At 56.0% G+C, this 16,733-nt stretch carries 17 protein-coding genes; 6 read left to right on the top strand and 11 right to left on the bottom strand.

The annotated features are described in order from the left end of the window. The first annotated feature begins 104 nt into the window (after positions 1-104). From cysK to crr, 4 genes are all read left to right on the top strand, one after another. Entirely contained in the window at positions 105-1,076 is a 972-nt protein-coding gene (gene cysK, locus AC4OVS_RS06590) for a cysteine synthase A (RefSeq protein WP_006811453.1), read from the top strand. A gap of 317 nt (positions 1,077-1,393) precedes the next feature. Continuing rightward, positions 1,394-1,651, top strand: a complete 258-nt coding sequence (gene ptsH, locus AC4OVS_RS06585) for a phosphocarrier protein Hpr (RefSeq protein ID WP_000487600.1) — start codon at positions 1,394-1,396, stop codon at positions 1,649-1,651. A gap of 45 nt (positions 1,652-1,696) precedes the next feature. Beyond that, entirely contained in the window at positions 1,697-3,424 is a 1,728-nt protein-coding gene (ptsI, locus tag AC4OVS_RS06580) for a phosphoenolpyruvate-protein phosphotransferase PtsI (RefSeq protein ID WP_023300662.1), read from the top strand. 43 nt (positions 3,425-3,467) lie between these two features. Continuing rightward, on the top strand, positions 3,468-3,971 hold the full coding sequence (crr, locus tag AC4OVS_RS06575) for a PTS glucose transporter subunit IIA (RefSeq protein WP_022648946.1): 504 nt from the start codon (positions 3,468-3,470) through the stop codon (positions 3,969-3,971). A gap of 44 nt (positions 3,972-4,015) precedes the next feature. On the opposite strand, the gene pdxK is transcribed toward crr, so the two are convergent. From pdxK to AC4OVS_RS06525, 10 genes are all read right to left on the bottom strand, one after another. Next, entirely contained in the window at positions 4,016-4,852 is an 837-nt protein-coding gene (gene pdxK, locus AC4OVS_RS06570; RefSeq protein WP_491922278.1) for a pyridoxine/pyridoxal/pyridoxamine kinase, read from the bottom strand. A gap of 5 nt (positions 4,853-4,857) precedes the next feature. After that, a complete protein-coding gene (cysM, locus tag AC4OVS_RS06565) occupies positions 4,858-5,769 on the bottom strand; it encodes a cysteine synthase CysM (protein ID WP_491922277.1) in 912 nt (303 codons plus the stop codon). A 67-nt stretch (positions 5,770-5,836) separates the two neighbouring features. Further along, the gene (gene cysA, locus AC4OVS_RS06560; RefSeq protein ID WP_022648949.1) at positions 5,837-6,931 is read right to left on the bottom strand and encodes a sulfate/thiosulfate ABC transporter ATP-binding protein CysA; all 1,095 of its coding nucleotides are present in this window, start codon (positions 6,929-6,931) and stop codon (positions 5,837-5,839) included. After that, the gene (gene cysW / locus AC4OVS_RS06555) at positions 6,921-7,796 is read right to left on the bottom strand and encodes a sulfate/thiosulfate ABC transporter permease CysW (RefSeq protein WP_003861305.1); all 876 of its coding nucleotides are present in this window, start codon (positions 7,794-7,796) and stop codon (positions 6,921-6,923) included. The genes cysA and cysW overlap by 11 nt, the downstream gene beginning before the upstream one ends. Further along, positions 7,796-8,629: a sulfate/thiosulfate ABC transporter permease CysT gene (gene cysT / locus AC4OVS_RS06550; protein WP_022648951.1), complete on the bottom strand. Its 834-nt coding sequence runs from the start codon at positions 8,627-8,629 to the stop codon at positions 7,796-7,798. The genes cysW and cysT overlap by 1 nt, the downstream gene beginning before the upstream one ends. Beyond that, the gene (locus tag AC4OVS_RS06545) at positions 8,629-9,642 is read right to left on the bottom strand and encodes a sulfate ABC transporter substrate-binding protein (protein WP_022648952.1); all 1,014 of its coding nucleotides are present in this window, start codon (positions 9,640-9,642) and stop codon (positions 8,629-8,631) included. The genes cysT and AC4OVS_RS06545 overlap by 1 nt, the downstream gene beginning before the upstream one ends. 176 nt (positions 9,643-9,818) lie before the next feature. Next, positions 9,819-10,718 (bottom strand): Dyp-type peroxidase, encoded by a 900-nt coding sequence (locus AC4OVS_RS06540; protein ID WP_032623821.1) that lies wholly within the window; start codon positions 10,716-10,718, stop codon positions 9,819-9,821. Positions 10,719-10,810: 92 nt separating this feature from the next. Then, entirely contained in the window at positions 10,811-11,386 is a 576-nt protein-coding gene (locus AC4OVS_RS06535; protein WP_032623819.1) for an RpoE-regulated lipoprotein, read from the bottom strand. Between the two features lie 63 nt (positions 11,387-11,449). Next, on the bottom strand, positions 11,450-11,899 hold the full coding sequence (locus AC4OVS_RS06530; RefSeq protein WP_491922276.1) for a DUF2919 domain-containing protein: 450 nt from the start codon (positions 11,897-11,899) through the stop codon (positions 11,450-11,452). Further along, positions 11,886-12,311 (bottom strand): GNAT family acetyltransferase, encoded by a 426-nt coding sequence (locus AC4OVS_RS06525; RefSeq protein ID WP_003861292.1) that lies wholly within the window; start codon positions 12,309-12,311, stop codon positions 11,886-11,888. The genes AC4OVS_RS06530 and AC4OVS_RS06525 overlap by 14 nt, the downstream gene beginning before the upstream one ends. A 212-nt stretch (positions 12,312-12,523) precedes the next feature. Here AC4OVS_RS06525 and amiA point away from each other — a divergent pair, with 212 nt between their 5' ends. Then, a complete protein-coding gene (gene amiA / locus AC4OVS_RS06520; RefSeq protein ID WP_023306670.1) occupies positions 12,524-13,399 on the top strand; it encodes an N-acetylmuramoyl-L-alanine amidase AmiA in 876 nt (291 codons plus the stop codon). Further along, positions 13,399-14,298, top strand: coding sequence for an oxygen-dependent coproporphyrinogen oxidase (gene hemF / locus AC4OVS_RS06515; RefSeq protein WP_063853405.1), 900 nt, complete (start codon positions 13,399-13,401; stop codon positions 14,296-14,298). Before amiA ends, hemF begins: the two co-directional genes overlap by 1 nt. A gap of 114 nt (positions 14,299-14,412) precedes the next feature. Here hemF and maeB read toward each other — a convergent pair whose 3' ends face one another. Then, positions 14,413-16,692, bottom strand: coding sequence for an NADP-dependent oxaloacetate-decarboxylating malate dehydrogenase (maeB, locus tag AC4OVS_RS06510; RefSeq protein WP_022648958.1), 2,280 nt, complete (start codon positions 16,690-16,692; stop codon positions 14,413-14,415). Between the last annotated feature and the right edge of the window lie 41 nt (positions 16,693-16,733).

Below are 16,733 nucleotides of genomic sequence, written 5' to 3'. Positions count from 1 at the left end.
TTATTTCCTTGCAGCATATAGATATGCGATTTCCTTACTTCCCCATACTTGTTCAACAGGTATGCTGGGTCGGTATCCCAATTTCATACAGTTAAGGACAGGCCATGAGTAAGATTTATGAAGACAACTCGCTGACTATCGGTCATACGCCCCTGGTTCGACTGAACCGTATCGGTAATGGACGCATTCTGGCGAAGGTCGAATCTCGTAACCCAAGCTTCAGCGTTAAATGCCGTATCGGTGCGAATATGATTTGGGATGCTGAAAAGCGTGGCGTGCTGAAACCTGGCGTTGAGCTGGTTGAACCCACCAGCGGCAATACCGGTATCGCCCTGGCCTATGTTGCGGCGGCGCGCGGCTATAAGCTGACGCTGACTATGCCTGAAACCATGAGCATTGAGCGCCGTAAGCTGCTGAAAGCGTTGGGTGCGAATCTGGTCCTCACGGAAGGCGCGAAAGGCATGAAGGGCGCGATTCAGAAGGCCGAAGAAATCGTCGCCAGCGATCCTGCAAAGTATCTGCTGCTCCAGCAGTTCAGCAACCCGGCCAACCCGGAAATTCATGAGAAAACCACCGGCCCGGAAATCTGGGAAGATACCGACGGTCAGGTTGATGTGTTCATCTCCGGCGTAGGCACCGGCGGTACGCTGACCGGGGTGTCTCGCTATATTAAAGGCACGAAAGGTAAAAAAGATCTGATTACCGTTGCCGTTGAGCCAACCGACTCTCCGGTTATCGCTCAGGCGCTGGCAGGCGAAGAGATCAAACCAGGTCCGCACAAAATCCAGGGTATCGGCGCTGGCTTTATTCCAGGCAACCTCGATCTGAAGCTGATCGATAAAGTGGTCGCCATCACCAATGAAGAAGCCATCTCCACGGCGCGTCGCCTGATGGACGAGGAAGGCATTCTGGCGGGTATCTCTTCCGGTGCGGCGGTTGCTGCAGCTCTCAAACTGCTGGAAGACGAAACCTTTACCAACAAGAATATTGTGGTTATCCTACCGTCTTCGGGTGAGCGTTACTTAAGCACAGCACTGTTTGCCGATCTGTTCACAGAGAAAGAACTGCAACAGTGATGCCAGCATGTTAAAAACGCGTAAAAAAGCACCTTTTCAGGTGCTTTTTTGTGGCCTGCTTCAAAGTTTTACCCCTCCTGGCATTGCTTCACCCCGTTGGGTCTGGTATTTAAACCAGCAATTATTTTGATGCGCGAAATTAATCGGTGAACGAAATAGCGCTGCTGAATCGATTTTATGATTTGGTTCAAGTCTTGCTTTCACTGCATAATGTTTAATGACGATTGAAACGTCAGCGCTAACTATACAGGCTAAAGTTAAGTCGCCAGGCTAGACTTTAGTTCCACAACACTAAACCTATAAGTTGGGGAAATACAATGTTCCAGCAAGAAGTTACCATTACCGCTCCGAACGGTCTGCACACCCGCCCTGCTGCTCAGTTTGTTAAAGAAGCGAAAGGCTTCACTTCTGAAATCACTGTGACTTCCAACGGCAAAAGCGCTAGCGCAAAAAGCCTGTTCAAGCTGCAAACTCTGGGTCTGACTCAGGGTACCGTTGTTACCATCTCCGCTGAAGGTGAAGACGAGCAGAAAGCAGTTGAGCATCTGGTTAAGCTGATGGCTGAACTCGAGTAAGTTTACCGGGTTCTTTTCAATATCAGTCACAAGTAAGGTAGGGTTATGATTTCAGGCATTTTAGCATCCCCGGGTATCGCTTTCGGCAAAGCATTGCTGCTGAAAGAAGACGAAATCGTCATTGACCGGAAAAAAATTTCTGCCGACAAGGTTGATCAGGAAGTTGAACGTTTTCTGAGCGGTCGTGCCAAGGCATCTGCGCAACTGGAAGCGATTAAAACTAAAGCTGGCGAAACTTTCGGTGAAGAAAAAGAAGCCATCTTCGAAGGGCACATTATGCTGCTCGAAGATGAGGAGCTGGAGCAGGAAATCATAGCCCTGATTAAAGATAAAGGCATGACGGCCGACGCGGCTGCGCATGAAGTTATCGAAGGTCAGGCAACTGCCCTGGAAGAACTGGACGATGAATACCTGAAAGAGCGTGCGGCTGACGTACGTGACATCGGTAAGCGCCTGCTGCGCAACATCCTGGGTCTGGCCATCATCGATCTGAGCGCGATTCAGGACGAAGTCATCCTGGTTGCCGCTGACCTGACCCCGTCTGAAACCGCACAGCTGAACCTGAACAAGGTGCTGGGTTTCATTACTGATGCAGGTGGACGTACCTCCCACACCTCTATCATGGCGCGTTCTCTGGAGCTACCAGCCATCGTGGGTACCGGTAGCGTCACCTCGCAGGTGAAAAACGACGACTATCTGATTCTGGATGCCGTAAACAACGTGGTTTACGTCAACCCAACTAACGATGTGATCGAGCAGCTGCGTTCCGTTCAGGAGCAGGTTGCTACCGAGAAAGCGGAACTCGCTAAACTGAAAGATCTGCCAGCCATCACGTTGGACGGCCATCAGGTTGAAGTGTGCGCTAACATCGGTACCGTACGTGACGTTGACGGCGCTGAGCGCAACGGTGCGGAAGGTGTAGGTCTGTATCGTACTGAATTCCTGTTCATGGACCGCGACGCCCTGCCAACGGAAGAAGAGCAGTTTGCAGCGTACAAAGCGGTTGCGGAAGCGTGCGGCTCGCAGGCCGTTATCGTCCGCACCATGGATATCGGTGGCGACAAAGAGCTGCCGTACATGAACTTCCCGAAAGAAGAGAACCCGTTCCTGGGCTGGCGTGCCGTACGTATCGCCATGGATCGCAAAGAGATCCTGCGTGACCAGGTTCGCGCTATCCTGCGTGCATCCGCTTTCGGTAAGCTGCGCATCATGTTCCCGATGATCATCTCTGTTGAAGAAGTGCGTGCACTGAAGAAAGAGATTGAAATCTACAAGCAGGAACTGCGTGACGAAGGTAAAACATTTGACGAGTCAATCGAGATCGGCGTGATGGTGGAAACACCGGCAGCCGCGACCATTGCACGTCATTTAGCCAAAGAAGTTGATTTCTTTAGTATCGGTACCAATGATTTAACGCAGTACACCCTGGCAGTTGACCGTGGTAATGATATGATTTCACATCTCTACCAGCCAATGTCGCCGTCTGTACTGAATTTGATCAAGCAAGTTATTGATGCTTCTCATGCAGAAGGTAAATGGACTGGCATGTGTGGTGAGCTTGCAGGCGACGAACGTGCTACACTTCTGTTGCTGGGTATGGGTCTGGACGAATTCTCTATGAGCGCCATTTCCATCCCGCGCATCAAGAAGATTATCCGTAACACGAACTTCGAAGATGCGAAGGTATTAGCAGAGCAGGCTCTTGCTCAACCGACAACGGACGAGTTAATGACGCTGGTTAACAAGTTCATTGAAGAAAAAACAATCTGCTAATCCACGAGATGCGGCCCAAATTACTGCTTAGGAGATAAGTCTAATGGGTTTATTTAGTAAACTGTTCGGTGACAAAAGCAATAGCGACTCCGGAACTATTGAGATTGTTGCTCCGCTCTCCGGCGAGATCGTCAATATCGAAGACGTGCCGGATGTAGTGTTTGCTGAGAAAATCGTTGGTGATGGCATTGCTATCAAACCAACTGGCAACAAAATGGTTGCTCCAGTTGACGGTACCATTGGTAAGATTTTTGAAACCAACCATGCGTTCTCTATCGAATCCGATAGCGGTATCGAACTGTTCGTTCACTTCGGTATCGACACCGTTGAACTGAAAGGCGAAGGCTTCAAACGTATCGCGGAAGAAGGCCAGCGTGTTAAAGTTGGCGACCCTGTAATTGAATTCGATCTGCCACTGCTGGAAGAAAAAGCGAAGTCTACCCTGACTCCGGTTGTTATCTCCAACATGGACGAAATCAAAGAGCTGATCAAACTGTCTGGCAGCGTTACCGTGGGTGAAACCCCGGTTATCCGCATCAAGAAGTAATTCTTGCCGCACGGTAAAATGGCGCCTTCGGGCGCCATTTTTGTTTATGCAGGCAGAATAAGCTCGTCGTAGCCTTTCGACTGCGTATAGATCATCACGTCAGTCACCCTGTCGCCCGCCATGCGAATGGCGTCGGCCACGGTTTTACCGCCGACGATACCGCTCACCAGCTCCGAACAGAACAGATCCCCCGTCCCTTTCAGGTCCGTCTCAACGCGCGGGTGTGCGCTTACGGTAACGCCCTCCTCGCTCACCAGCACGACGTGGATATTTTGCGGATCGTCAGCCACTGGCGCGCTGGTGATCGCCACCCATTTAAGCGTGTCAGACAGCAGCCCCTGCGCGGCGGCAATGGCGCTCTCCGGCGTACGGCACGGTTTGCCGCTCAGCACTTCCAGCTCAAACACGTTGGGCGTAATGCCCTGGGCCAGCGGGAGCAGGTGCTCACGGTAGGCTTCAGGAATATCCGGCTTCACGTACATCCCGCTGTCGATGTCTCCGATTACCGGGTCGACCAGCACCAGCAGATCGGGATGTTGAACTTTGATCGCCTTCAGCCACTGCGCCAGCAGCACGATCTGGCTGGCGCTGCCCATATAGCCGGTAGTGACCGCTTTTAGCTCGCGCAGGATCTCACGCTCTTCCAGCGCCTTCAGGTAGCCGCTGAACCACTCGTCCGGGATCACCCCGCCGTAGAAGGTGTCGTAGTGCGGCGTATTGCTGAACAGCACCGTCGGCACGGCGGTAACGTTCAGTCGATGGGTGCGAATATTTGGCATCGCGATGCTGTTTCCCACACTGCCGTACACCACCTGCGACTGAACGGCGACAATATCGGTTTGCTGCGCCCGGGTGTTATCCCGGAATAAAATCATCTCCATGACGCTTAAATCCCCGCCCCCTGCGAATAACTCTCTTCACCAAAGACGCCGGTCGACAGGTAGCGATCGCCGCGATCGCAAATAATCGCTACCACTACTGCACCCGGGTTTGCCTTAGCCACCCGAATCGCCCCCGCTACCGCGCCACCCGAACTGACGCCGCAGAAGATGCCTTCACGCACGGCCAGCTCACGCATGGTATTTTCCGCCTCGCGCTGATGAATATCCAGCACCTGGTCCACAAGCTGCGCATTAAAGATGCCCGGCATATACTCCGCGGGCCAGCGGCGAATGCCCGGAATACTGCTTCCCTCTTCCGGCTGGAGGCCGACAATCGTCACCGGCTGCTCCTGCTGGCGCAGAAAACGTGACACACCGGTGATCGTGCCCGTGGTCCCCATGCTGGAGACAAAGTGGGTGATGCGCCCACCGGTTTGCTGCCAGATTTCCGGGCCGGTGGTGGTGTAGTGCGCGTACGGGTTGTCCGGGTTATTAAACTGGTCGAGCAGCTTGCCTTCCCCGCGCTCCGCCATCGCTAACGCTAAATCTCGCGCCCCTTCCATCCCCTGCTCTTTGCTCACCAGAATCAGCTCGGCCCCGTAGGCACGCATGGCGGCACGGCGCTCCTGGCTCATGTTATCCGGCATCAGCAGCTTCATACGATAGCCTTTCAGGGCGGCTATCATCGCCAGTGCGATACCGGTGTTACCGCTGGTGGCTTCGATCAGCACATCGCCGGGCTTTATCTCGCCGCGCTTTTCGGCCTGAACAATCATCGACAGCGCCGCCCGGTCTTTCACCGACCCCGCCGGGTTATTGCCTTCAAGTTTGACCCAGATTTCGCTGCCGTTGTCACACCCCATGCGCTGAAGTTTGACCAGAGGGGTGTTGCCGATGGTGTGTTCGAGTGTATTCACGTTTTTTACTCAATAAAAAGCCCGGTAAGCATCACGCCACCGGGCGAAAAACATACTCAATAACCTATCAGGCTGACTCCGCCAGAGCAATATCCTCGCGCGTCTCGATGCGCTCGTTCCCGTGATAAATGCGCGCGTGTTGCAGCCCCACAAACAGGCGTTCCCCCCGGTGCGGCGGCTCGTCGTCACGCATAACCACGGTCAGCGGCTCGGTGTACCAGCCCAGGGGCTGTACCACTAATTGGGTGTAGTGACCTTTAGGGCTAGCTTCCAGCACCTGCACCGGAAGCGGTGAGTCCAGGCTGGTACGGCGGCTGACGTCCACTTCCCACGGGCGCAGGAACAGATCCACCGGCCCCTGGTGCGCGGAGGTATACCCCAGCGGCCAGCGGTGCGCGCCAACGTGGAACTGACCGCCGCGAATAGTACCCTGAAGGCGGTTTACTTCCCCCATAAACTCCAGCACAAAGCGGGTCGCCGGTTCACGCCAGAGTTGCTCTGGCTCGTCAACCTGCTCAATGTTGCCCTGACTCATCACCACCACGCGGTCGGCTACTTCCATCGCCTCTTCCTGATCGTGGGTCACGAAAACGCTGGTGAACTGGAGTTCCTCATGAAGCTGACGCAGCCAGCGGCGGAGCTCTTTACGCACCTGCGCATCCAGCGCGCCAAACGGTTCGTCCAGCAGCAGGATTTGCGGTTCCACGGCTAACGCACGCGCCAGCGCCACGCGCTGTTTCTGCCCGCCAGAAAGCTGTGCCGGGAAGCGGTCCGCCAGATGAGCCAGCTGCACCATCTCCAGCAGTTTGGTCACTTTCGCTTTGATGGCGGCCGCATTCGGACGCTCACGACGCGGCAGTACGGTCAAACCAAACGCGATGTTGTCGAATACCGTCATGTGGCGGAACAGGGCGTAGTGCTGGAATACAAAGCCCACTTTACGATCGCGGGCATGCAGGCGGCTCACGTCGGTGCCGTGAAAGCGGATATGTCCGCTGGTCTGGTGCTCAAGCCCGGCGATAATACGCAGCAGCGTGGTTTTACCGGAGCCAGACGGCCCCAGCAGCGCCACCATCTGTCCGGAAGGGATATCCAGCGAGATATCATTCAGCACCTGGGTGCGACCAAAAGACTTCTTAATATTGGCAATCTCAATGCTCATGATTTCCCTCCTGATGCTGACGTTTTTCCTGATTCTCTAAACGCCACTGCACCACACTCTTCAAAAACAGGGTCAAAATCGCCATCAGCGTCAGCAACGCTGCGGCAGTAAAGGAACCGACGGTGTTGTAGTCCTGTTCCAGTAATTCAATCTGTAACGGCAGCGACAGGGTTTCGCCGCGAATCGAGCCGGATACCACCGACACCGCGCCAAACTCACCGATCGCACGGGCGTTGGTCAGCACCACGCCGTAAAGCAGTGCCCAGCGGATATTCGGCAGCGTGACGCGGCGGAACATCTGCCAGCCGGAAGCGCCGAGCAGCACCGCGGCTTCATCTTCATGGCTGCCCTGGCTGAGCATCACCGGCACCAGCTCGCGTACCACGAACGGACAGGTGACAAAGACGGTCACCAGCACCATCCCCGGCCAGGCGAACATGATCTGCAGGTCGTGTTCATCCAGCCAGCCGCCCAGCGGGCCATTGGAACCGTAGAAGAGCAGATAAACCAGACCCGCCACCACCGGTGACACCGCAAACGGGATATCCAGCAGGGTCAGCAGCAGCTGACGCCCCGGGAAGTTAAAGCGCGTTACCAGCCAGGCCAGCAATACGCCAAACACCAGATTCACCGGGACGGTGATCAGGGCAATCATGACCGTCAGCCAGATGGCGTGGAGCATGTCCGGATCGGCCAGGTTTTGCAGCGCGGGCATAATCCCTTTGCTGAAGGCCTGAACGAAGATGTACACCATCGGCACGACGAGAATGAATGCGGAGACCAGCACGCCGGTACCAATCAGAAACCATTTGCCCCAGTTGATGCGGGGCGCGTCATAGCGCTTCAATTGCGTAACTTCCGCCATCAGTGACCTACCACACGTCGACCAAAGCGACTTTGCAGAGTGTTAATCGAGAACAGCAGTAGCAGCGACGCGGCAAGGATCACCGAGGCAATCGCACTCGCGGCCGGATAATCAAACTCCTGCAAACGGACAAAAATCATCAGCGAGGTCACTTCGGTTTTCCACGCGATGTTCCCGGCGATAAAAATGACCGCGCCAAATTCACCGAGGCTGCGGGTAAAGGAGAGCGCGATACCCGCCAGCAACGCCGGAGAGAGTTCCGGCAGCACGACCTTGCGAAAACTCTGCCAGCGCGTGGCGCCGAGCGTTTCTGCGGCCTCTTCGTATTCGGGTCCTAACTCTTCCAGCACCGGCTGCACGGTACGTACCACAAACGGGATGCTGGTAAAGGCCATGGCCACCGCGATACCGAGCCAGGTATAGGTCACTTTGATATCAAACTTAGCCAGCCACTCACCGTAAAAGCCGTTCACGGAAAACAGCGACGCCAGCGTCAAACCGGCAACCGCCGTCGGCAGGGCAAACGGCAGATCCATCAGCGCGTCGAGCAGGGTGCGGCCAGGGAAGCGATAGCGAGTTAAGATCCACGCCATCAGCAGGCCAAACACGCCGTTAAAAATCGAGGCCACGAACGCAGACAGCAGGGTGACCTTGTAGGCCGCCACCACCTGTGGGTTAGTAATCACTTCCCAGTACTGGGACCAGCTCATCTCAGCGAGCTGCATCACCAGCGCGCTGAGCGGTAATAACAAAATCAGACAGACGAACAGCAGGCTGGTCCCGAGGCTTAAGGTAAAGCCCGGCAGCACACGTCTGGAGGACACTGCAAACATTACTTACGCCCCGCTGCCAGCAGTTTGTCCAACTCACCGCCGCTGACAAAATGCGTTTTCATGACCTCAGGCCAGGCGCCAAAATGATCTTCCACGCGGAACAGCTCGGTCTGCGGGAATTTGTCTTTCAGCTTGCTCATCACGTCCGGGTTGTTGACACGGTAGTAGTAGTCGGTGATAACGGTTTGCGCCTGCGGGCTGTACAGATAGTTCAGGTAGGCTTTCGCCGCCTTTTCTGTGCCGTTAGCCTTAACGTTTTTATCCACCCACGCCACCGGGAACTCGGCCAGAATGTTCGTTTTCGGGATAACCACTTCGAAGCCCTGCGCTTCGTACTGTTTACGAATATTGTTCACTTCGGATTCAAAGCTGATCAGTACGTCGCCCAGCCCGCGCTCGGCGAAGGTGGTGGTTGCGCCACGACCGCCGGTATCAAACACCTCGACGTTTTTCAGGAACTGGGTCATAAACTGTTCGGTTTTCGCTTTATCGTTACCGTCAGCTTTGTCCGCCGCGCCCCACGCCGCCAGATAGGTGTAACGTGCGTTGCCGGAGGTTTTCGGATTCGGGAAGATCAGCTTTACGTCTGAACGCACCAGGTCGTTCCAGTCGTGGATGTTCTTCGGGTTGCCCTTGCGCACCAGGAAGCCCATGGTGGAGTAAAATGGCGAACTGTTGTTCGGCAGGCGGCTTTGCCAGTTCGCCGGGATCAGTTTGCCTTTGTCGTGCAGGATCTGCACGTCCGTGACCTGGTTGTAGGTCACCACGTCCGCTTTCAGCCCCTGCAAAATGGCCAGCGCCTGCTTGGATGAGCCAGCGTGCGACTGCTTGATGGTCAGCTTGTCGCCGTTGTTCTCTTTCGCCCACTGCTGTTCAAATGCGGGATTAAGGGCGGCAAACAGCTCGCGCGAAACATCATAAGAACTGTTCAGCAACTCGGTTGCCTGCGCCTGCGCCACCAGCAGTAAACCTGCCAGTGCCAGCGATCCTTTTTTCAGTACAGTAACGGCCATTGCGCACCCTTATAAATGTGATGACTATCTTATAGTCATAATATTTATAACGGAGTCTAAAGGAGTAACGGTTTTATATACCGTTTGGTGATTTAGAAGCAGAAAAGGGAATAAGAGGTGCAGGAGAAATTGCCGGGTGGCGCTCACGCTTACCCGGCCTACGAATAGAGAGCGATTTACAACGCCAGCAGGCGCTCAACGGACGGCGCAAAGTAGTAGCCGCCGGTCACCGGGCGGGTGAAGCGCAGCATGGCGTCACGCTTACCGTCGGTATCGCCAAACATGCTCAGCAGCTGCTGTTCGATGTTGTAGAGGCGTGCGCAGTAAGCGCAGAAGTACAGGCCGTGCGTACCGCTCGCGGTGCCGTACGGCAGGCTCTGGCGAACAATCTTCAGCCCCTTACCGTCTTCTTTAAGGTCAACGCGGGACAGGTGGGAAGTGACCGGACGCGCATCGCCGTCAATCTCTTCATTGGCATCTTTGGTACGGCCAATCATCATCTCCTGGTCATGCACGCTCATGCGGTTAAGCTGCCTGAGGTTATGCTCCCAGCGCTGGACGAACACATAGCTGCCGCCCGCGTCCACGCCATCCTTGATTACAGCCACCTCGCGACGCGTCTCTTCCCCGGCCGGGTTTTCGGTGCCGTCGACGAAGCCGCTCAAATCGCGCTCTTCCACCCAGCGGAAACCGTGGATCTCTTCCTGCACGTCGATACTATCACCAAAGGCCTCAATCGCAGCCTGAGCGACAGAAAAGTTCACGTCGTGACGCAGGGAGAGGATATGGATCAGAACGTCATACTGGGTAGCGGGCGCAAGACCTTTGCCATAAGGAATAAAGTCTTTCAGCTCTTCTGCGCCTTCGCCGCCGCTCAGATGACGCCAGACGGTGCTGCCAAAGGCAACCACCGCGCCCAGATGGGCTTCGGGGAATTTGGCCTGGAAGGTGGTCAGTTTATCAACGAAAACTTTGCTGGCCGCGCGCAGGGCATCCACGTCCCCTTTGACGTTGGCTTCAATCCAAATCGCCGCCCGGCAATGTTCTGGCAAAATGCCACTCTGTACCTGAGACATCGCTCCTCCTGAAATAAAGATGCCACGACAGCGTGGCATTGATGGCGGCTATTATACCTGGATTTCAGCGAGGCGGCTTGCTCAGGCGCAAATTACTGCTTCCAGATAATTTTGCTCACTTTCCACTTTTTCAGGGTGTCGTCAGACGGCATTAACCCTTCCGGACCGTTCCAGGTGCCGCTGAACACATAGCTAATATGCTGGCTGCCGTCGGCCTTACACTCGACCGCCACGCTCTCCTCCGATGGCACACTGGCGCAGTGGCCAAACGCTTTCTGATAGAGTTCGCCAAACGGCGTTCCCACCTTCACGCCACCTGAGGTCGGGATCTCTTCATCCATCACCGCAATGCGGTTGACCGTACCTTTATCGCCGTTGATAACCATTGCCACCTTGTCATCTTTCAACGCTTCGAAATAGCGCACGATGTTGCCGTTCTCGGTTTTCATGCCGCTGCGCAGGCGATAATCACTGCCGATGGCATCCTGAATGGCATCCTGATCCAGCGCCGTCGAGGCGGTGATTTTGCCCACGCCCTGCTCGGTCACTTCCATTGAGGATCCAAACCAGTTCCACGGATAGGCCGCAGACCAGTTGATGGATGAGAGCGTGGAACAGCCGGTTAACGCCAGCGGGAGAGCGCATAAAAGTAAACGCAGCGATTTCATTGAGACGTCCTTACGTAGTAAATCAACGCTTGTTGGAGTGCAGTATCGACAAAAAGTGCCGTTTTAATCTGGCTCTTGCGTAAAACAGGCGCGTAAACGGGGATTCGTGACCAGCCACAGCAGCGCGACAATATCCGCCACCACCAGTGAAATCCCGATACCCGAAAGCGGCTCGCCGTACAGCCAGAGCAAGGGTTGCCAGACCAGAAGCACAAACTGCGCCAGGATCAGCAGCCAGCGAAGCGCGCGCCAGAAGCGCGGAATGGCTTGCCGCCGTCCGCTGCACAGAAACGCCAGGACCGCCGGTACGCCCGGCAGTAACCCCAGCCAGAACGCATCGTGATCGGGATAAAAGAGATTCAGTAACGTATCGCCCTGCCCGCGCGACGCGCCAGCCATAACGAACAGCACCCAGGTTCGGGCCTGCAACAGCAGAACGCACCAGAACAAAAAAGGCAGACGCAGACGACCGTGAACGTCGTAGTCGCCAGGGTGGAACTCAGTACTCTTCATCTTCGATCAGGCGCTTACCCAGCGTCAGTACATCCGCGTGCTCGTAGCCCAGACGTTCATACATGCCCAGCACCACGTCGTTATCTTCCCGGACCATAATCTGGATTTTCGGGCAGCCACGGGCGATCAGTTTCTTTTCCAGACGGTTAAGCAGCGCGTTGGCGATGCCGCGCGCGCGGTATTCCGGGTGCACGCCCAGATAGTAGGCCGAGCCGCGGTGGCCGTCGTACCCACCCATCACCGTCCCGACCACTTCGCCGTTGACCTCAGCGACCAGAAACAGACTGACGTCGTGATTCACCTTCCGTTCGATGTCCATTTCCGGATCGTTCCACGGACGCAGCAGATCGCAGCGCTCCCAAAGGGTGATCACCTCTTCGAAATCTTCCTGGCGAAAAACGCGTATCTCCATGGTATTAACCGCCTTTTCGGGTTTAAAAACAGTGATTATGGCGTGAACAGGGCGTTTAGCCAATAACCGGGGAAAAACTCGCCAAAATTTGGCATAATGTCACTTTGTCACGTATTGAAATGAAAAGTAAAACAATTCTCAATAAGGACTGTCGTAACGGGAAACACGATACGATATAACACCAGGACCCCAATTTTTACAATTCAGGCCGCATGAGCACATTCAAACCATTAAAAGCACTCACATCGCGTCGTCAGGTTCTCAAAGCGGGGCTGGCGGCCTTAACGTTATCGGGTATCGCAAAGCAGGCTCAGGCAAAAGAAGAGAGCACGCTTAAAACCAGTAACGGACACAGCAAGCCGAAAACCAAAAAAGCTGGCGCAAAGCGTCTGGTCATGCTCGATCCGGGCCACGGCGGGATCGACACCGGCGCCATTGGCCGAAACGGGTCGAAAGAAAAACACGTCGTGCTGGCAATTGCAAAAAATGTACGCGCAATTTTACGCAGTAACGGTATTGACGCCCGCCTGACGCGCACGGGCGACACGTTTATCCCGCTGTACGATCGCGTGGAGATTGCCCACAAGCACGGCGCAGACCTGTTTATGTCCATTCACGCGGATGGCTTCACAAACCCTTCCGCCGCAGGCGCCTCGGTATTTGCGCTCTCCAACCGTGGCGCCAGTAGCGCCATGGCGAAATACCTCTCCGATCGCGAAAACCGGGCGGATGAAGTGGCCGGGAAAAAAGCCACCGACAAAGACCATCTGTTACAGCAGGTTCTGTTTGATCTTGTGCAGACCGATACCATCAAAAACAGCCTGACGCTCGGCTCGCATATCCTCAAACGGATTAAACCCGTGCACCGTCTGCACAGTAAAAGCACCGAGCAGGCCGCGTTTGTGGTGCTGAAGTCACCGTCTATTCCGTCCGTGCTGGTGGAAACCTCGTTCATTACCAACCCGGAAGAAGAGCGTTTACTCGGCACTAAGGCGTTTCGTCAGAAGATCGCGAACGCCATCGCCTCCGGGGTCATCAGTTATTTCAACTGGTTCGATAATCAAAAAGCGCACTCCAGGAAACGTTGATGAAACCGAATGCACAGCTGGTCAAAACTTTCCTGATGCAGCTCCAGGACGCGATTTGCCAGAAACTGACCGCCGCAGACGGCGGTGAATTCCAGGAAGACACCTGGCAGCGCGAAGCGGGCGGCGGCGGGCGCAGCCGCGTGCTGCGTAACGGCGGTATTTTTGAACAGGCCGGGGTCAACTTCTCCCACGTCCACGGTGATGCAATGCCAGCGTCCGCCACGGCGCATCGGCCTGAACTGGCGGGCCGCAGCTTCGAGGCGATGGGCGTCTCGCTGGTGGTGCATCCGCATAACCCGTTTGTGCCAACCAGCCACGCCAACGTGCGCTTTTTCATCGCGGAAAAACCGGGAGCCGATCCGGTCTGGTGGTTTGGCGGCGGTTTCGACTTAACGCCTTACTATGGCTTCGAAGAGGACGCCGTGCACTGGCACACCACCGCGCGCGACCTCTGTCTGCCGTTTGGCGAAGACGTTTACCCGAAATACAAAAAGTGGTGCGATGACTATTTTTATCTGAAGCACCGCGACGAGCAGCGCGGCATCGGCGGGCTGTTCTTTGACGATCTCAATACCCCGGATTTTGATACCGCGTTCAGCTTTATGCGCGCGGTGGGTGAAGGCTTTATCGACGCCTATCTTCCGATTGTCGAACGCCGCAAAGACACCGACTACGGCGTGCGCGAGCGTGAGTTCCAGCTCTACCGTCGCGGGCGCTACGTGGAGTTTAATCTGGTGTGGGATCGCGGGACGCTGTTTGGCCTGCAAACCGGCGGGCGCACGGAGTCCATTCTGATGTCGATGCCGCCGCTGGTGCGCTGGGAATACAGCTACGCGCCAAAAGAAGGCAGCCCGGAGGCTGCCTTGAGTGAGTTTATTAAGGTTCGGGACTGGGTTTAACCCTTACCCCTCATCCCGGCCCTCTCCCCAAAGGGGTGAGGGTGAAAAGACGGCTCAGAGCAGTCCCCTCTCCCCTATGGGGAGAGGGTTAGGGTGAGGGGCGAGGGCAATAAATTACAGCGGCTGCGTCTGCGCCTCAACCACCGCCAGCGCCACCATGTTGACGATACGACGCACGGAGGCAATCGGCGTTAACACATGCACCGGTTTTGACACCCCCATCAGCACTGGCCCTACGGTCACCCCTTCAGAACTCGACACGCGCAGCAGGTTATAGCTAATACGCGCCGCTTCCACGTTCGGCATAATCAGCACGTTCGCCGAGCCTTTCAGCGGACTGTCCGGCATACGTTCATTACGAATACTCTCCACCAGCGCGGCGTCGCCGTGCATCTCGCCGTCGATCATCAGCTCCGGCGCGCGCGCTCGCACCAGGTCCAGCGTCTGGCGCATTTTGCACGCCGCCGCGGATTTGGATGACCCGAAGTTTGAGTGCGACAGCAGCGCCACTTTCGGCTCGATACCAAAGCGGCGCACGGTTTCCGCCGCCATCACGGTGATTTCCGCCAGTTCGTCCGGGGAGGGATCGTCGTTGACGTAGGTATCGGCGATAAAGGTGTTACCGCTTGGCAGCAGCAGCGCGTTCATTGCGCCGGCAGTATGGACGCCCTCGCGATAGCCGAAGATCTCCTGTACCACGCTGAAATGCTCATGGTACTCGCCGATGGTGCCGCAGATCAGCGCATCCGCCTCACCGCGATGAACCATGATCGCGCCGATCACCGTGGTGTTGCTGATCACCGCCCGCTGCGCCTGCTCCTGGGTGATCCCGCGACGCTTCATGATCGAATAGTATTCGTTCCAGTACTCTTTGAAGCGCGGATCGGATTCGTTGTTAACGATCTCAAAGTCCACGCCCGGCTTTATTTGCAGGCCGAGCTTCTGAATACGCATCTCGATCACGCTCGGACGACCAATCAGGATCGGTTTCGCCAGCCCTAAGGTGATCAGCTCCTGCGTGGCATGCAGCACGCGCGCCTCTTCCCCTTCCGCCAGCACCACGCGCTTCGCGTCGGCGCGCGCCTGGGAGAAGATCGGCTTCATAAACAGGTTGGTTTTGTAAACGAACTCGGTGAGTTTATCGACGTAGGCATCGAAATCTTCAATCGGCCGCGTCGCCACGCCGGAGTCCATCGCCGCTTTGGCCACCGCTGGCGCGATCTTCACGATCAGACGCGGGTCAAATGGTTTAGGGATGATGTAGTCGGGGCCGAAGCTCAGATCCTGATCGCCGTAGGCGGAGGCCACCACTTCGCTCTGCTCGGCGTGCGCCAGCTCTGCGATAGCATGAACGGCAGCCAGCTTCATCTCTTCGTTGATCGCCGTGGCGCCGACGTCCAGCGCCCCGCGGAAGATGAACGGGAAGCAGAGCACGTTGTTCACCTGGTTCGGGTAGTCCGAACGTCCGGTGCAGATGATAGCGTCTTCACGCACCGCCTTCGCCAGCGGCGGCAGAATTTCCGGCTCCGGGTTCGCCAGGGCCAGGATCATTGGCGCGCGCGCCATCTTCTGCACCATCTCCTGGGTCAGCACTTTCGGGCCTGAACAGCCGAGGAAAATGTCAGCACCGTCAATCACGTCTTCAAGCGTGCGCTTGCCGTCGTCTTCCACCGCATAGGCCGCCTTGGTTTCCGCCATGTTTGGCTCGCGGTCTTTGTAGATCACGCCCTTGGAGTCGCAGACCACAATATTGTGCTTCTGCATGCCCAGCGCCACCAGCAGGTTCATACAGGCGATGGCCGCGGCGCCTGCGCCGGAGACCACCATGCGCACGTCGGAGAGATTTTTCTCCACCACGCGCAGGCCGTTCAGAATGGCGGCGGTACTGATAATCGCCGTGCCGTGCTGGTCGTCATGGAACACGGGAATGTTCATACGCTCGCGCAGCTTCTGCTCGATATAGAAACATTCCGGCGCTTTGATGTCTTCCAGGTTGATGCCGCCGAAGGTCGGCTCCAGCGCCGCCACCACGTTGATGAATTTATCCGGATCCAGTTCGTCCACTTCGATATCGAAGACGTCGATACCGGCAAATTTCTTAAACAGAACGCCTTTCCCTTCCATCACCGGCTTACCAGCCAGCGCACCGATGTTCCCTAACCCCAGCACCGCCGTACCGTTAGAGATAACGGCCACCAGGTTGCCGCGCGCGGTGTATTTGTACGCTGCCAGCGGATCTTTTTCGATTTCCAGGCACGGAGCAGCCACGCCCGGCGAGTAGGCCAGCGCCAGATCGCGCTGGGTCGCCAGCGGTTTGGTCGGGGATACCTGGATTTTACCCGGAACAGGAAACTCGTGAAAATCGAGAGCGCTTTGTTTTAACTGATCATCCATCTTGTTATTCCTTTCACGTTTCGGTCAAAAAGGGTGATGTC

Source organism: Enterobacter sp. 4974935, from assembly GCF_058661735.1.
This window is presented reverse-complemented; position numbering and strand designations above follow the sequence as displayed.

Excerpts from the sequence above, each read along its gene's own strand:
- AC4OVS_RS06525 (WP_003861292.1), bottom strand. The coding sequence starts at position 12,311 with ATGGAGATACGCGTTTTTCGCCAGGAAGATTTCGAAGAGGTGATCACC.
- AC4OVS_RS06545 (WP_022648952.1), bottom strand. The coding sequence starts at position 9,642 with ATGGCCGTTACTGTACTGAAAAAAGGATCGCTGGCACTGGCAGGTTTA.
- crr (WP_022648946.1), top strand. The coding sequence starts at position 3,468 with ATGGGTTTATTTAGTAAACTGTTCGGTGACAAAAGCAATAGCGACTCC.
- cysA (WP_022648949.1), bottom strand. The coding sequence starts at position 6,931 with ATGAGCATTGAGATTGCCAATATTAAGAAGTCTTTTGGTCGCACCCAG.
- AC4OVS_RS06540 (WP_032623821.1), bottom strand. The coding sequence starts at position 10,718 with ATGTCTCAGGTACAGAGTGGCATTTTGCCAGAACATTGCCGGGCGGCG.
- ptsH (WP_000487600.1), top strand. The coding sequence starts at position 1,394 with ATGTTCCAGCAAGAAGTTACCATTACCGCTCCGAACGGTCTGCACACC.
- cysW (WP_003861305.1), bottom strand. The coding sequence starts at position 7,796 with ATGGCGGAAGTTACGCAATTGAAGCGCTATGACGCGCCCCGCATCAAC.
- cysK (WP_006811453.1), top strand. The coding sequence starts at position 105 with ATGAGTAAGATTTATGAAGACAACTCGCTGACTATCGGTCATACGCCC.
- pdxK (WP_491922278.1), bottom strand. The coding sequence starts at position 4,852 with ATGGAGATGATTTTATTCCGGGATAACACCCGGGCGCAGCAAACCGAT.
- cysT (WP_022648951.1), bottom strand. The coding sequence starts at position 8,629 with ATGTTTGCAGTGTCCTCCAGACGTGTGCTGCCGGGCTTTACCTTAAGC.
- AC4OVS_RS06530 (WP_491922276.1), bottom strand. The coding sequence starts at position 11,899 with ATGAAGAGTACTGAGTTCCACCCTGGCGACTACGACGTTCACGGTCGT.
- amiA (WP_023306670.1), top strand. The coding sequence starts at position 12,524 with ATGAGCACATTCAAACCATTAAAAGCACTCACATCGCGTCGTCAGGTT.
- maeB (WP_022648958.1), bottom strand. The coding sequence starts at position 16,692 with ATGGATGATCAGTTAAAACAAAGCGCTCTCGATTTTCACGAGTTTCCT.
- ptsI (WP_023300662.1), top strand. The coding sequence starts at position 1,697 with ATGATTTCAGGCATTTTAGCATCCCCGGGTATCGCTTTCGGCAAAGCA.
- hemF (WP_063853405.1), top strand. The coding sequence starts at position 13,399 with ATGAAACCGAATGCACAGCTGGTCAAAACTTTCCTGATGCAGCTCCAG.
- AC4OVS_RS06535 (WP_032623819.1), bottom strand. The coding sequence starts at position 11,386 with ATGAAATCGCTGCGTTTACTTTTATGCGCTCTCCCGCTGGCGTTAACC.